Source organism: Janthinobacterium sp. PC23-8 (genome assembly GCF_002250505.1).
Taxonomy (GTDB): domain Bacteria; phylum Pseudomonadota; class Gammaproteobacteria; order Burkholderiales; family Burkholderiaceae_D; genus Janthinobacterium.
The window spans coordinates 514,870-528,604 of record NZ_NJGY01000001.1 but is presented as its reverse complement, the minus strand read 5'-3'; the positions used below and the strand labels follow the sequence as shown (position 1 = coordinate 528,604).

At 65.8% G+C, this 13,735-nt stretch carries 8 protein-coding genes; all 8 read left to right on the top strand.

The window, feature by feature from the left end:
• Window positions 1–65 precede the first annotated feature (65 nt).
• The 8 genes from tssE to CD932_RS02335 all read left to right on the top strand — a co-directional run bounded on the left by tssE (window position 66) and on the right by CD932_RS02335 (window position 13,726).
• Window positions 66–557 (top strand): type VI secretion system baseplate subunit TssE, encoded by a 492-nt coding sequence (gene tssE, locus CD932_RS02370; RefSeq protein WP_094441233.1) that lies wholly within the window; start codon window positions 66–68, stop codon window positions 555–557.
• Window positions 554–3,193: a type VI secretion system ATPase TssH gene (gene tssH / locus CD932_RS02365; protein ID WP_094441232.1), complete on the top strand. Its 2,640-nt coding sequence runs from the start codon at window positions 554–556 to the stop codon at window positions 3,191–3,193. Before tssE ends, tssH begins: the two co-directional genes overlap by 4 nt.
• A 15-nt stretch (window positions 3,194–3,208) precedes the next feature.
• On the top strand, window positions 3,209–4,237 hold the full coding sequence (gene tssA, locus CD932_RS02360; protein ID WP_094441231.1) for a type VI secretion system protein TssA: 1,029 nt from the start codon (window positions 3,209–3,211) through the stop codon (window positions 4,235–4,237).
• Between the two features lie 76 nt (window positions 4,238–4,313).
• Window positions 4,314–4,835: a lipocalin family protein gene (locus CD932_RS02355; protein WP_254926428.1), complete on the top strand. Its 522-nt coding sequence runs from the start codon at window positions 4,314–4,316 to the stop codon at window positions 4,833–4,835.
• Window positions 4,836–4,962: 127 nt separating this feature from the next.
• Window positions 4,963–6,630, top strand: coding sequence for a methyl-accepting chemotaxis protein (locus CD932_RS02350; protein ID WP_094441230.1), 1,668 nt, complete (start codon window positions 4,963–4,965; stop codon window positions 6,628–6,630).
• Between the two features lie 54 nt (window positions 6,631–6,684).
• Window positions 6,685–7,332: a tRNA-uridine aminocarboxypropyltransferase gene (locus CD932_RS02345; protein ID WP_094441229.1), complete on the top strand. Its 648-nt coding sequence runs from the start codon at window positions 6,685–6,687 to the stop codon at window positions 7,330–7,332.
• A gap of 123 nt (window positions 7,333–7,455) precedes the next feature.
• Entirely contained in the window at window positions 7,456–8,589 is a 1,134-nt protein-coding gene (locus CD932_RS02340; protein ID WP_094443403.1) for a PA0069 family radical SAM protein, read from the top strand.
• 199 nt (window positions 8,590–8,788) lie between these two features.
• Window positions 8,789–13,726, top strand: a complete 4,938-nt coding sequence (locus tag CD932_RS02335; protein WP_094441228.1) for a diguanylate cyclase — start codon at window positions 8,789–8,791, stop codon at window positions 13,724–13,726.
• The last annotated feature ends 9 nt before the right edge of the window (window positions 13,727–13,735 follow it).

Here is a 13,735-nt window from a genome sequence, read left to right as displayed (position 1 = left end):
CAGTTGAGCCGTTGCGCGGCAGGCGCCAGTGCGACGCCTGCCGTTTCATTTTTCAAAGAGGTCGCATGTCATCTCCATTGAATGCAAACGCCGGCTTTGTGCCGGGCTTGTTCGACCGCCTGATGGGCGAGGGCACCGCCAGCGCCAGTCTGGCGCGCCTGACGCTTGAACAGCTCAAGGACGCAGTGGCACGCGACCTCGAAGAGCTGCTCAACACGCGTGTGGCCCTACCGGCCGGCGCGCTCGATGGCTTCCCCGAATGCGCCGCCTCCATCGTCAACTATGGGCTGATCGACTTTGCCGGCATGTGCCTGTCGAGCAGCGATGACCGCACCCGCATCTGCGCCGCTTTGAGCGCCGCCATCGAGCGCCACGAGCCGCGCCTGCGCCATGTGCGCGCGCGCCTCGAGCGCGAAGCCGGCTCCATCAACCGCGTCAGTTTTGTCATCAGCGCCACCCTGGCAGTGGCGCACGCCAGTGAAGCCGTCAACTTTGACGCCGTGCTGCAGCCGTCGTCGCTGCGCTATTCGATCAACCGCAAGGGAGCCGCCGCATGAGCAACAACCTCAAGACCCTGATCGCCAAACTCAATGACACGGCGCGCACGGCCGCCACGCGCGCCGCCAGTATCTGCATGGGGCTGGGCCAGTATGAAGTCGATATCGAACACCTGTTCCTGGCGCTGCTGGAACAGGAACGCAGCGATGTCGCCGTCGCCGCGCGCCGCAGCGACATCAGCGTGACGGCCCTGGAAACGGATCTGCGCCGCGAGATCGGCAACTTTCTGACCGGCAGCGCGCGCACCCCCGTGTTCTCGCGCCATTTGCCGCGGCTGTTCGAACACGCGTGGCTGATCGCCTCGCTCGGTACGGCGCAACCGGCGATGATACGCAGCCGGCATCTGCTGTTGGCGCTGCTGACGGAGCCGGAACTGTCGCAGCTGGCCTATCGTGGCTCGAGCCTGTTTGCGCGCTTCAGCGTCGAACAACTGAAACACCATCCCGACAAACTGACGGCCGGATCAAGCGAAGAAACCGGCGCCGCGCCGCCAATGCCTGATGCGCCGGCCGACGCCGTCGCCACCCTGGCCAGCCAGACGCCGGCGCTGGACCAGTTCACCACCGACCTGACGCAACTGGCGCGTGACGGCAAGCTCGACCCCGTGATCGGGCGCGAAAACGAGATCCGCCAGGCGGTCGACATCCTGCTGCGCCGGCGCCAGAACAATCCCATCCTTACCGGCGAAGCGGGCGTGGGCAAGACCGCCGTGGTTGAAGGCCTGGCCTTGCGCATCGCCGCCGGCGACGTGCCGGAAGTGCTGCAGGGCGCGCATATCCACGCGCTCGACATGGGCTTGCTGCAGGCCGGCGCCAGCATCAAGGGCGAGTTTGAAAGCCGGCTGAAAAACGTCATCGACGAAGTGGGCAGCAGTGCCCATCCCATCATCCTGTTCATCGACGAGGCGCATACCATGATCGGCGCCGGCGGCCAGGCCGGCCAGAACGATGCGGCCAACCTGCTCAAGCCCGCGCTGGCGCGCGGCGCCTTGCGCACCATCGCCGCCACCACCTGGAGCGAATACAAAAAATATTTTGAAAAGGACGCGGCCCTGGCGCGCCGTTTTCAAGTCGTCAAAGTGGAAGAGCCGAGCGAGGAGATCGCCTGTGCCATGCTGCGCGCGATGGCGCCGCTGATGGAGCGCCATTTCCATATCCGCGTGCGCGACGAAGCCATTGTCGACGCCGTGCGCCTGTCGCACCGCTATATCAGCGGCCGCCAGCTGCCCGACAAGGCCGTCAGCGTGCTCGATACGGCTTGCGCGCAGGTGGCGCTGGGGCAAAGCGCGACGCCGGCGCAGCTGGAAAACGCCAGCCGCAAGCGTGAGCGCATCGGCGTTGAAATCGCCGCGCTGGAACGCGAGCAGGCCGGTGGCGAGCAGCCGGGCCAGGCGGCCACCGCACGCTTGCGCCAGCTGCAAGGCGACGCCGAACAATGTCAGCAGGCAATCGCTGCGCTGGCGCAGCGCTGGCAGGCGGAAAAGTCGCTGGTGGCGCGCATCACCGAACTGCGCGCCGGCCTGCGGCGCGAGCGGCCCGGCGAGGCAGGGGCGGCGGCCTTGCTGGCGCTGAAGGAGGAACTGGCGGCGCTGCAGGGCGAGGCGCCGCTGGCGCCACTGGAAGTCGATGCGCAGGTGGTGGCCGGCATCGTCGCCGGCTGGACCGGGATTCCGCTCGGCAAAATGGTCAAGGACGAGATCCGCACGGTATTGAGCCTGGACGCGGCCCTGCGTGAGCGCGTGCTGGGCCAGGATCATGTGATTGATGCGGTGGCACAGCGCGTGCGCACGGCGCGCGCCAACCTGGACGATCCCGACAAGCCGCAGGCGGTGTTTTTGTTTACCGGCCCGTCCGGCACCGGCAAGACCGAAACGGCGCTGGCGCTGGCCGACCTGCTGTATGGCGGCGAGCGCAAGTTGATCACCCTGAACCTGAGCGAATACCAGGAGGCGCACAGCGTGGCCGGACTGAAAGGCGCGCCGCCAGGTTATGTCGGCTATGGCGAGGGCGGCGTGCTGACCGAGGCCGTGCGGCGCCAGCCCTACAGCGTGGTGCTGCTCGACGAAGCCGAGAAAGCCCATCCCGACGTGCTTGAACTGTTTTTCCAGGTGTTCGACAAGGGCGTGCTCGATGATGCGGAGGGGCGCGAAATCGATTTTCGCAACACCATCATCATCGCCACCTCGAACCTCGGTTCGGCCGCCATGATGGCCGCCTGTTTGAACCAGCCGGCGCACGCCTTGCCCACGCCCGGCGCGCTGGAAGAACTGGTGCGCCCGCAACTGGTGAAACACTTCAAGCCGGCCTTTCTGGGGCGCCTGAAAGTGCTGCCATTCTATCCCCTGACCGACGCCGTGCTGGCCGATATCATAGGCTTGAAACTGGCGCGCATCGGCGAGCGCATCGCGCGCAACCACCAGGCCCGCTTCAGCCATGACGAGTCCCTGGTCGAGGCGGTGCTGGCGCGCTGCACCGAAGTCGATTCGGGCGCGCGCAATGTCGACCAGATCCTCAACGGCAGCGTGCTGCCCGAGATCGCCGTGGCGGTGCTCTCGCGCATGGCCGGCGCGCTGCCGCTGTCGCGCATCCACGTGGGCGTCAATGCCTGCGGCCAGTTCAGCTACACCATCGATTAATCACGGGAGCGCACCATGTTCAACCTCGACCAATTGCTGCAGCCGGTCAGCCCCATCAAGCCCTGCGGCGACGATATCACCTTCAGCCAGGAGCTCGACGCGATCGCCCGCGCGCGCCAGCACGACGACCCCAGCCTCGACCAGGGCGAGTGGGTGGTGGCCTTGAAAGAAGCCGACTGGCCGTTTGTCGCCACCCGCTGCGAGCAGCTGATTGCCTCGCACAGCAAGGACTTGCGCGTGGCCGTCTGGCTGGCCGAGGCGCACGCCAAAACGCGCCATTTTCGCGGCCTGGGCGATGGCTTTGCGCTGCTGGCCGGCTTGTGCGAACGCTATTGGGATGGCCTGTATCCACCGATCGAAGACGGCGACCCGGAGCAGCGCATCGGCAACCTGTTCTGGCTGTTGACGCGCACGCCGCAGCTGGTGCGCGAAATGCCGCTGACCGACGGCGCCGACGGCAGGTTCTCCCTGCAGGACTTCGATGCGGCGCGCCAGCGCGCGGCGGCCAGTGCGCAAGCGCCGGACCAGGGCTGGGGCGAAATCCGGCAGGAAGAGGGCGCGACCCTGGCGCAGATGGAGGCGGCGCGGCAGAAAAATCCGCGCCAGTTCAGCGACGCCCTGCTGGCCGATGCGCAGTACTGCATGCAGTCGCTGCTGGCGCTGGAACGCGGCATCGACGCGCGCTTCGGCATCGACGGCCCCAGTTTTCGCGCCGCCCGCGAAGCGCTGGAAAACGCCATCCATTTCATCGCCCCGATGCCGCTGGGCGCCGAGCTGGTGGCGGCCCTGCCGGGGGCGCCGGCGACGCATGGCATCGGCAATGTTGGCGCCATCGTGCAACGCCAGCAGGCGCTGGCCCAACTGCGCCAGGTGGCCGATTTTTTCCGCCGCACCGAGCCGCACAGCCCGGTGGCCTACCTGGCCGACAAGGCCGCCAACTGGGGCGAGATGCCGCTGCACCTGTGGCTGCGCGCCGTCGTCAAGGACCAGGGCACCCTGGCCCAGCTCGATGACATGCTGGGCAGCGATACTGCCCAGGGATGATTGCCCTGTTCGCTTGTCGGACGCGCCTGTCGGCAATGGCAAGCTACAATCGGCGCCAACTTGTTATCCGGAGATCATGATGAAAAAAATGCTGTTGCCGTTGATGTTGACTGCGTTGCTGGCCGGCTGTGTTGGCCGTCCCGACAATATTGTGCCCGTGACCAATTTCAACACCACCAAATACCTGGGGAAATGGTATGAAATCGCCCGCCTCGACCACTCCTTCGAGCGTGGCCTGAGCCATGTGACGGCCGATTACAGCCTGCGCCAGGATGGCGGCCTGAAGGTCGTCAACCGTGGCTACAAGGATGCGGACGCCGTCTGGAAAGAATCGGAAGGCAAGGCCTATTTTGTCGACAAGAAAGACGAAGGATTTCTGAAGGTGTCGTTTTTCGGTCCTTTCTATGGGTCTTATATCGTTTTCGATCTGGACCAGCAGGGCTACAGTTATTCGATGATCAGCGGTCCCGACAAGTCCTATTTCTGGCTGCTGTCGCGCACGCCCACCATGGATCCGGCCCTGCAAAAGCGTTTGATTGAGAAAGCGCAAGGCCTCGGTTTCGATACCTCGAAACTGATTGTCGTCAAGCAAAACTGAGCCTGGCTTTACATTGTTGTTTTTCAAATCTTCTTCCTTGCAATGCCTATCTGATGCGCTCACAATCAGGCCCAGCGCGCGACGCGCCTGCGGCCGCGCGGCAACTTTTTTCAGACAGGACAGCATCATGAAAAACCTCAAGATCGGCGTACGTCTTGGTGGAGGTTTTACCGCAGTACTGGTATTGCTCACCACGCTGACGGTGGCGGGCATCGTGCAGATGCACAACGCCAGCCGCGAGACCGACGACCTGGTCCGCGTCAAGGTGCGCAACGAGCGACTGATCGGTGAATGGACCAAGGTCATTGAAGTCAATGCGGCGCGCACGGCGGCGGCCTGGAAAGTGAGCGACCCGGCACACCAGAAACAATTCGAAAACGAAATGGCGGTCTCGTCGGCGCGCGCCACGGAAATCCAGGACGCCATCGGCAAAAGCGAGCTGAACCCGCAGGAACAGGCGCTGTACCAGGAGGTGCTGGCCACCCGCAAGGCCTATACGGAAGTGCGCAAGAACGTGTTCAAGGCCAAGAATGCGGGCGACCTGGAACTGGGCAAGCGCTTGTACGAAGGCGACATGTCGGCCAAGCGCGACATTTACCTGGCCTCGCTGGCCAAGCTGGCCAAGCTCGAAGCGGAACTGCTCGACGTGACGGCCGGCGAGCTGCGCGCCGGTTATGAAAATGGCCGCTTGCTGCTCACCTCGCTGGGCCTGGCCGCCATCATGCTGGGCGTCGCCTGCGCCTACTGGATCACGCGCTCGATCACGCGGCCCATCACGCGCGCCGTGGCAGTGGCGCAAGCGGTCTCGACCGGTGACCTGACGAGCCGGATCGTGGTCGACAGCACCGACGAAACGGGGCAGTTGATGCAAGCGCTGAAAGACATGAACGACAAACTGGTCAGCATCGTCGGCCAGGTGCGCACCAGCACCCACGCCATCGGCACCGCGTCGAGCGAAATTGCGGCCGGCAACCTCGACCTGTCCTCGCGCACCGAGCAGCAGGCCAGCTCGCTCGAAGAGACGGCCTCGTCAATGGAAGAGCTGACCTCGACCGTGAAACGCAACGCCGACAACGCGCGCAGCGCCAACCAGCTGGCGATCGACGCTTCGCAGATCGCCAGCCGTGGCGGGGTGGTGGTGTCGGAAGTGGTCAGCACCATGGGCTTCATCAACGATTCTTCGCGCCGGATCGTCGACATCATCAGCGTGATCGACGCGATCGCCTTCCAGACCAATATCCTGGCCCTGAATGCGGCCGTCGAGGCGGCCCGCGCCGGCGAGCAGGGCCGGGGGTTTGCGGTAGTGGCCGGCGAAGTGCGCAGCCTGGCCCAGCGGTCGAGCCAGGCCGCCAGGGAAATCAAGGGGCTGATCGACGATTCGGTGCAAAAGGTCGAAGCGGGCTCGCAACTGGTGGACAAGGCCGGCCGCACCATGGACGAGATCGTCCAGAGCATCAGTCATGTGACGCAGATCATGAACCAGATCACCGACGCCAGCGAACAGCAGCGCTCCGGCATCGAACAGGTCAACCAGGCCATCGGCCAGATGGATCAGGTCACCCAGCAAAACGCCGCATTGGTCGAAGAAGCGGCGGCTGCCGCCGAATCGATGCAGGAGCAGGCGGCGCGCCTGAGCGAGGTGGTGGGCCTGTTCAAGCTCGACGCCAGCCATGTGACGCGCGCGGTTGCCGCCGCACCTGTGACGACGCGCCGTCCGCCGGCCGTGGCGGTAGCCGCCGCCGGCAAGCCGCGCAAGGCGGTGGCGGCAACAAACAGCGACTGGGAAGAGTTTTAACGGCGAAGACGGTGGGGCGCTACAATCGCGGTCCTGATGCCTTTGTGCTCCACCATGACGACCCAGACTGACTCCGTTTCCTCCCGGCGCGAACGCTGCGCCACCTGTTTGCGCGCGCAGTCCGGCTGCATCTGCCAGTGGGTGCGGCCGCTGTCGCATGCCGTGGAGATCTTGATACTCCAGCATCCGCTGGAAGTGCAGCACGCCAAGGGCAGCGCGCGCCTGCTGCACCTGAGCTTGCCCGACAGCCGCCTGGTCACGGGCGAAGCGTTTGCCGCCGCAGAACTGGACGCGCTGCTGGCCGGCAAGCACAACGTGCTGCTGTACCCGGACACGCCCGGCGACCGCTCGCTGGGCATCGCGCCGCCGCCGCCCCTCGACGATGCATGGCTGAAGGATACGGCCAGCTTGCGGCTGGTGGTGCTGGACGCTACCTGGCGCAAGAGCCGCAAGATGCTGTATCTCAACCCGGCCCTGCAGCAGCTGCCGCGCTTGCCGCTGCGTGATACGCCGCCATCCCATTACCTGATCCGCAAGGCGCATGTGCCCGACCAGCTGTCCACCCTGGAAGCGACTTGCTACGCGCTGATGCAACTCGAAGATGAGGTCGCCCGTTTCGCCCCTTTGATCGCCGCATTTGACGGCTTTGTCGCTCAACAGTTGAGCTATATCACCGCATTTGACGCAAAAAACGTGAAATAAGCCCTTGCCGACCCTTGATCTTGCTGTGACTGCGGCATAGTATACTGTACGTATATACAGTTGATGGGGTCGTTCATGAAAGCAATCATTCCGCAGCATGACGACAGCTTTGCCGGCCAGACCATGCTGCCGCCGCAGTCGCTCAAGCCGCGCAAAGGGCGCGGCGCCGTTTCCAACCTGCAGGGCCGCCATGCAGTGCACGGGCGCGAGGGCTTCGATGACGGCTGGAGCCTGCCGGTGGACGATGGGGAGGAGACCGCCAGTGCCTGGAAAACCCAGGTCAGCGACGAGCAGGCGCGTACCATCCTGTCACGCAATACCTCGCCCGACCTGCCGTTTGGCGTCTCGCTCAATCCCTATCGCGGTTGCGAGCACGGCTGCATCTACTGCTTTGCGCGCCCCACCCACAGCTATCTGGGCCTGTCGCCGGGGCTCGATTTCGAAAGCCGCATCGTCGCCAAGGTCAATGCGCCCGAATTGCTGCGGCGTGAACTGGCCAAGCCATCGTATGTCGCCGAAGCGATCGCGCTGGGCGTCAACACCGACGCCTACCAGCCCTGCGAGCGCGAACGGCAACTGACGCGCCGCGTGCTCGAAGTGCTGCACGAATGCGACCATCCGGTGGGCCTGATCACCAAGTCGTCCCTGATCGAGCGCGATATCGATCTGCTCGCGCCGATGGCGGCGCGGCGCCTGGCGTCGGTGGCGATCACCCTGACCACCCTCGACCCGGCCATCTCGCGCACGCTCGAGCCGCGCGCGGCCGCGCCGGCAAGGCGCCTGCGCACCATCCGCACCCTGACGGATGTCGGCATTCCCGTCGGCGTGAGCATCGCGCCCATTATTCCGTTCGTGACCGAACCGGAAATCGAACAGCTGCTTGAAGCGGTGCGCGACGCCGGCGCCATCAACGCCCATTACGTGGTGCTGCGCCTGCCGTGGGAAGTCAATCCGCTGTTCCAGCAATGGCTCGAAGCGCATTTCCCCGAGCGCGCCCAGCGCGTGATGAACCGCGTGCGCGAAATGCGCGGCGGCAAGGACTACGACAGCAGCTTCGGTGCGCGCATGCATGGCGAAGGCGTGTGGGCCGACCTGATACGCCAGCGTTTTGACAAAGCCGTGCACCGCCTGGGCCTGCATGGCAGGGGCGGACGCTTCAAGCAACTCGACAGCACGCAGTTCCGGCGTCCGCTGACGGTGCCGGCTATGGCGAGCAGGGCCAAGGGCGGCAATGCGGGGCAGCTCGATCTGTTCTAACGTGGTGATCATGCTCCCGGCACGCCCCTCATGACGCTCGATATGTTGCCAGCGGCGCCGGTTTGCCGGCGCGCCTTGACGAGCCTGGCGATTCATGAGCACTAACACTGCCTGCTGATATAATACTTTTAATTACATCACGCGACGACAATGCGCCACCGGTGCTCCCGCCATCATCCTTGCAATGCAAGACTAGCCCATGAGCGCCCTTTTCGATTTTGACATCATCGAACAGCTCCATAGCGGGCCCCGTTCACTGGTCTGCCGCGCCAGGGCGGCTGACGGCGCCGCGCTGATCGTCAAGATTCCCAATCAGCAGTTCCCTTCTTTTCAGCAATTGGCCAGCTTCAAGCGCGAGTACGCCGTCGCGCGCCTGTGCCGCCACCCTGGCGTGGTGCATCCGCTGGCGCTGCGGCTGCATGGCGGCCGCTGGACGATGCTCTTGGAAGACATTGGAGGCCAGGCGCTGGACCGGCTGCTGCGCGCGCGGCTGGCGGCGCGTCAGTCGCCGGCGCAAAGCGCGCTGGCGCTGGACGATTTCTTCGACATCGCGCTGCAGCTGTGCACGGCGCTCGAAGCGGTCCATCTGCAGGGCGTGATCCACAAGGATATCAATCCCTCGAATCTGGTCTGGCATGGCGAACGGCGGCAACTGCAGCTGATCGACTTCGGCATTGCCAGCGAGCCGACGCCGGCCCACCTTGGCGGCGCCAGTATGCAACATCTGGAAGGCACGCTGCGCTACATGGCGCCTGAACAGACCGGGCGCATGAACCGGCGGCTCGATCATCGCGCTGATTTTTATGCGCTCGGCGCCACGTTTTATGAGCTGCTGGTCGGCCAGGCGCCGTTCGAGGCGCGCGACGAGATGGAACTCGTGCATTGCCACATTGCGCGCAGCCCCGACTGGTCGCATCCGGTGCTGGCCAGCCTGCCCGGCCAGTTGCTGCCGATTATCCAGCGCCTGCTGGAAAAAAATCCCGGACAACGCTACCAGAGCCTGCAAGGCCTGCGCAGCGACCTGGCGGCCTGTCGCGCGCCGCTGCCTGCCGCGCCCGGCCGCCTGTCGATCCACGATGGCCGTTTTCTGGTGCCAGCAACCTTGCACGGGCGCGACGACGCCGTTGCCGGCTTGCTGGCTGGGTTCGAACGCAGCGCCGCTGGCGCGTGCGAGATGCTGCTGGTGGCGGGCAATTCAGGTGTTGGCAAGTCGGCGCTGGTGTATCAACTGCAGCAACCCGTGCTTGCCCGGCGCGGCTATTTCTTGCCTGGCAAACTGGACCTGCTGCAGCGCGACGCGCCCTATGCGGCGCTGATCCAGGCTTTCCAGGCGCTGGTGCAGCAGTTGCTGGGGCAGAGCGCCGACACGCTGCGCCAGGCTACCTGCAAACTGCATGATGCCCTGGGCGGCGGCATGGGCGCGATGGTCGAACTGATACCACAGCTGGCCCTGATCGTCGGCGCCAGCGAGGCCCTGCCGGCGTCGACGCCGACCCAGGCCCAGCTGCGCCTGGACCGCCTGTTTCCCCGTTTCGTCGATGTCTTCGCCTCCGCAGGGCAGCCACTGGTGCTGTTCCTCGACGACCTGCAATGGGCCGATGCGGCCACCTTGAGGATGCTCGAGCTGCTGATGGTGGCGTGCGACAAAAGCCGCCTGCTGATCATTGGCGCTTACCGCGACAATGAAGTGGACGCAGCGCATCGGCTGATGGCGCTGCGCGACAGACTGTTCGCGCGTGGCGCGCGCGTGAGCACGCTGGCGCTGGGCGCCTTGAGCGAACCGCAGGTGGCGCGGATGGTCTCGGCCACCGTGCGCGTGGCGATTGCCGACTGCGCCGCGCTGACCCGCCTGTGCCACCTGAAAACGGCCGGCAATCCCTTTTTTCTGCGGCAGTTTCTCGCCGCGCTGCACGAAGACGGCCATCTGCGTTACCGCGCGGCCGGCGATTGCTGGGACTGGGACCTGCCGGCGATCGAGCAGGCCAGATATACCGACAACGTGGTCGAGGCGCTGCTGGAGAAAATCCGCCGCCTGCCGATGAAAACGCAGCAGCTGCTGCAACTGGCGGCGTCCAACGGCAACCGCTTCACCCTGGGCACGCTGGCGCTGGCCGTCGATCACGCGCCCGGGCACACGCGGCAAGACCTGGCGCCGGCCATGAATGCCGGCCTGATCCAGCTATCGGTCGGCGCTGGCGATGATGGCGGCAGCTACCAGTTTCTGCATGACCGGGTGCGGCAGGCCGCCTATCTGGCCGTCGATGCGCAGACCCGCGCGGCCAACCATCTGCTGCTGGGCCGCTTGCTGCTGGCGCGCACCAGCGAGCAACAGCGCGATGGCAAGCTGTTCGACATCGTCGAGCAGCTCAACGCCGGCCGCGCCTTGATCCACGACGCCGGCGAACGGCTGCAACTGGCCGCACTGAACCTGCAGGCGGGCGAGAAAGCGCGCCGTTCGGCTGCCTTCCAGGCCACGCTGGAACATATGCGCGCCGGCCTCGAGCTGCTGCCAGTGGACGCCGGGCACGGCGACACCGGCTTGTGGCTCGACCTGCAGCTGGGCGCGGCCGAAGCGAGCTACCTGTGTGGCCAGTTCGATGCCGCCGAAGCGATCCATGCCCTGGTGCGCGCGCGCGCCCTGGCGCCGCTGCAGCAGGTGCGCCGCATCGCCATCGAGGCGCACCAGTATCAGCTGCAGGGCCGCTTGCTTGAAGCCATTGCCGTGCAGCGCGAAGCGCTGGCGCTGCTGGGCATGGCTATTCCGCAGGAGGTGGCGCAGATGAAGTCGCTTTTTGATGACATCCGCGCCGAGATCGGGCAATTGCCTGGCGCCCGCGCGCCGGCCAGCTTGCTGGCGGCCGCCGACATGCGCGATCCTGTTCATGTGGCCGCGATGCAGATCATGCATGGCCTGTGGATGGCCAGCTACTACGCCGGCCAGCAGGATCTGAGCGCGCTGATGGTGGTGTCGATGACCCGCCTGTCGATGCGGCAGGGCAGCAGCGACTTCAGCGCCGTCGCCTATGTCGGCTACGCGCTGATGATCGCCCTGTACGAGGGCGACGGGACGCGCGGCCATGATGTCGGCGCCATGGCTTTGTCACTGGCCCGGCGCCGCAGCAATCTGCAGGCGCGCACGCAGACCGGCCTGATGTTCGCCGCGCTGACCAGCCACTGGACCCGGCCACTGCGCAATTGCGACGCACTGTACCAGGAAGCCTTGGGCTGGGCGCTGGAAATCGGTGACTTCGTCCAGGTCGGCCTGGTGGCGGCCGTGCGCGCCACCGAGCGGCTGATCCTGGGCGACCATTTGCCGCAGCTGATGCGCGATATCGAGCAGGACATGGCCCTGATGCGCGCCAACGGCCAGCAGGCGATGGCCGACTGCTGCATTGCCGGCGCCATCGGGCCGATCAAGTGCCTGATGGGGCTGTCTGCGCGCCACGACAGCTACGATGACGGGGTCTTCAGCGAGGCCGCTTTTCTGGCGCAGTATGGCCAATCGCAGCTGTACCGCGCCTATTTGTTGCAAGGGAAAATCCGCAACGCCTACCTGTTCGACTGTGCCGATGGCGAACCGCTGGCGGCGCAACTGACGCGCGTCACCACCATCATGCGCGGCCAGGCCAAGGTGGTCGAGGCCAGCTTCTACGCCGCGCTGATCTGGATCCGCGCCTTGCGGCGCGATCCCGCGCGCCTCGATGCGGCCAATCTGCCGGGCCTGATCGACACCGTGCAACGCAGTCTTGCCGCCTGGGCCGGACAAGGCTCGGACTACATCGACGCCAGGCATCTGCTGGTGCAGGCCGAGCTGGCCCGCAGCCGCCAGGAACTGCAGATTGCCACGCGCCTGTATCAGCAGGCGATAGCCGTCGCCGCCCTGGCCGGCCACGTGAGCATGCAGGCGCTGGGCAATGAGCTGTGCGGCGAATGCTGGCTGGAGCAGGAGCAGCCGCGCGTGGCCGCCGTCTTCATCATGGACGCCATCGCCCACTACGAGCAGTGGGGCGCCGAAGGCAAGGTGGCGCAGCTGCGCGCGCGCCACGCCGCAGCGCTGTCGAAGGCGCAGGCGCGCAATATGCAGGTGCAGGGGCAGGGTGCCGCGCTCGACATGGTGTCGCTGATGAAGGCGGCCACCATCCTGTCGAACGAAGTGGGCCTGCGCAAGGTGCTGGCACGCCTGATTGCCATCGTCTGCGAAAACGCCGGCGCACAGGTGGCGCGCCTGTTGCTGCTGTCCGATGGCGTCTACCATGTCGAGGCCGAGATGGACGGCGACGCCATCACCGTGCTGCAATCGCGCCGGCTCGACCTCGAGGCCGCCAGCGACCCGCAGTTCCCGCTGCCGCTGCTGCGCTACGCCATTCGCACCAGCAGCGAAGTGATCGAGGACAGCGTGATGTGCCTGCCGATCCGGCACGGCGGCCAGATCGGCGGCGTTTTGTACTTCGAGAACCGGCTGGCCGAGGCCTCGTTCACGCACGAGCGGATCACCTTCCTGCGCATGCTCGGCGCCCAGGCGATGATCTCGATCGCCAACGCCAGGCTGCATGACAACCTCGAACGGCGCGTGGCCGAGCGCACCGCCCAGCTGGAGGATGCCAACCGCAAGCTGGCGACCCTGTCGATCACCGACGGCCTGACGGGCCTGGCGAACCGGCGCCATTTCGATGATGTGCTGCGCCGCGAACATGCGCGTTCGACGCGCGCCGGCCAGCCGCTGTCGGTGATCATGATCGATGTCGATTACTTCAAACGCTACAACGACGGTTATGGGCACCAGGCCGGTGACGCCTGCCTGATCCGTGTCGCGCACGCGCTCCTGGCCGGCACGCGGCGCGCCAGCGACCTGACGGCGCGCTATGGCGGCGAGGAGTTTTCGATCGTGCTGCCCAACACCGGCGCGCAGGAAGCGCGGCATGTCGGCGAGGCGCTGCGTAGCGCCATCGAAGCGCTTGGCATCGTCCACGCCGGCCGCGATGCGGGGCAGGTGACGATCAGCGTCGGCGTCGCCGTCCGGCCGGCAGCGGCAGCGGGCGATGCGGACGCGCTGCTGCGCCTGGCCGATGCCGCGCTGTATCACGCCAAGGATGCCGGGCGCAACTGCGTGGTGGTGAAGCAGATGTCGCCTGCCTGAACCGGCGCC

Bases quoted from the DNA above. Each gene is read 5' to 3' on its own strand.
- tssE (WP_094441233.1), top strand. From the start codon at position 66: ATGTCATCTCCATTGAATGCAAACGCCGGCTTTGTGCCGGGCTTGTTC.
- tssH (WP_094441232.1), top strand. From the start codon at position 554: ATGAGCAACAACCTCAAGACCCTGATCGCCAAACTCAATGACACGGCG.
- tssA (WP_094441231.1), top strand. From the start codon at position 3,209: ATGTTCAACCTCGACCAATTGCTGCAGCCGGTCAGCCCCATCAAGCCC.
- CD932_RS02355 (WP_254926428.1), top strand. From the start codon at position 4,314: ATGATGAAAAAAATGCTGTTGCCGTTGATGTTGACTGCGTTGCTGGCC.
- CD932_RS02350 (WP_094441230.1), top strand. From the start codon at position 4,963: ATGAAAAACCTCAAGATCGGCGTACGTCTTGGTGGAGGTTTTACCGCA.
- CD932_RS02345 (WP_094441229.1), top strand. From the start codon at position 6,685: ATGACGACCCAGACTGACTCCGTTTCCTCCCGGCGCGAACGCTGCGCC.
- CD932_RS02340 (WP_094443403.1), top strand. From the start codon at position 7,456: ATGCTGCCGCCGCAGTCGCTCAAGCCGCGCAAAGGGCGCGGCGCCGTT.
- CD932_RS02335 (WP_094441228.1), top strand. From the start codon at position 8,789: ATGAGCGCCCTTTTCGATTTTGACATCATCGAACAGCTCCATAGCGGG.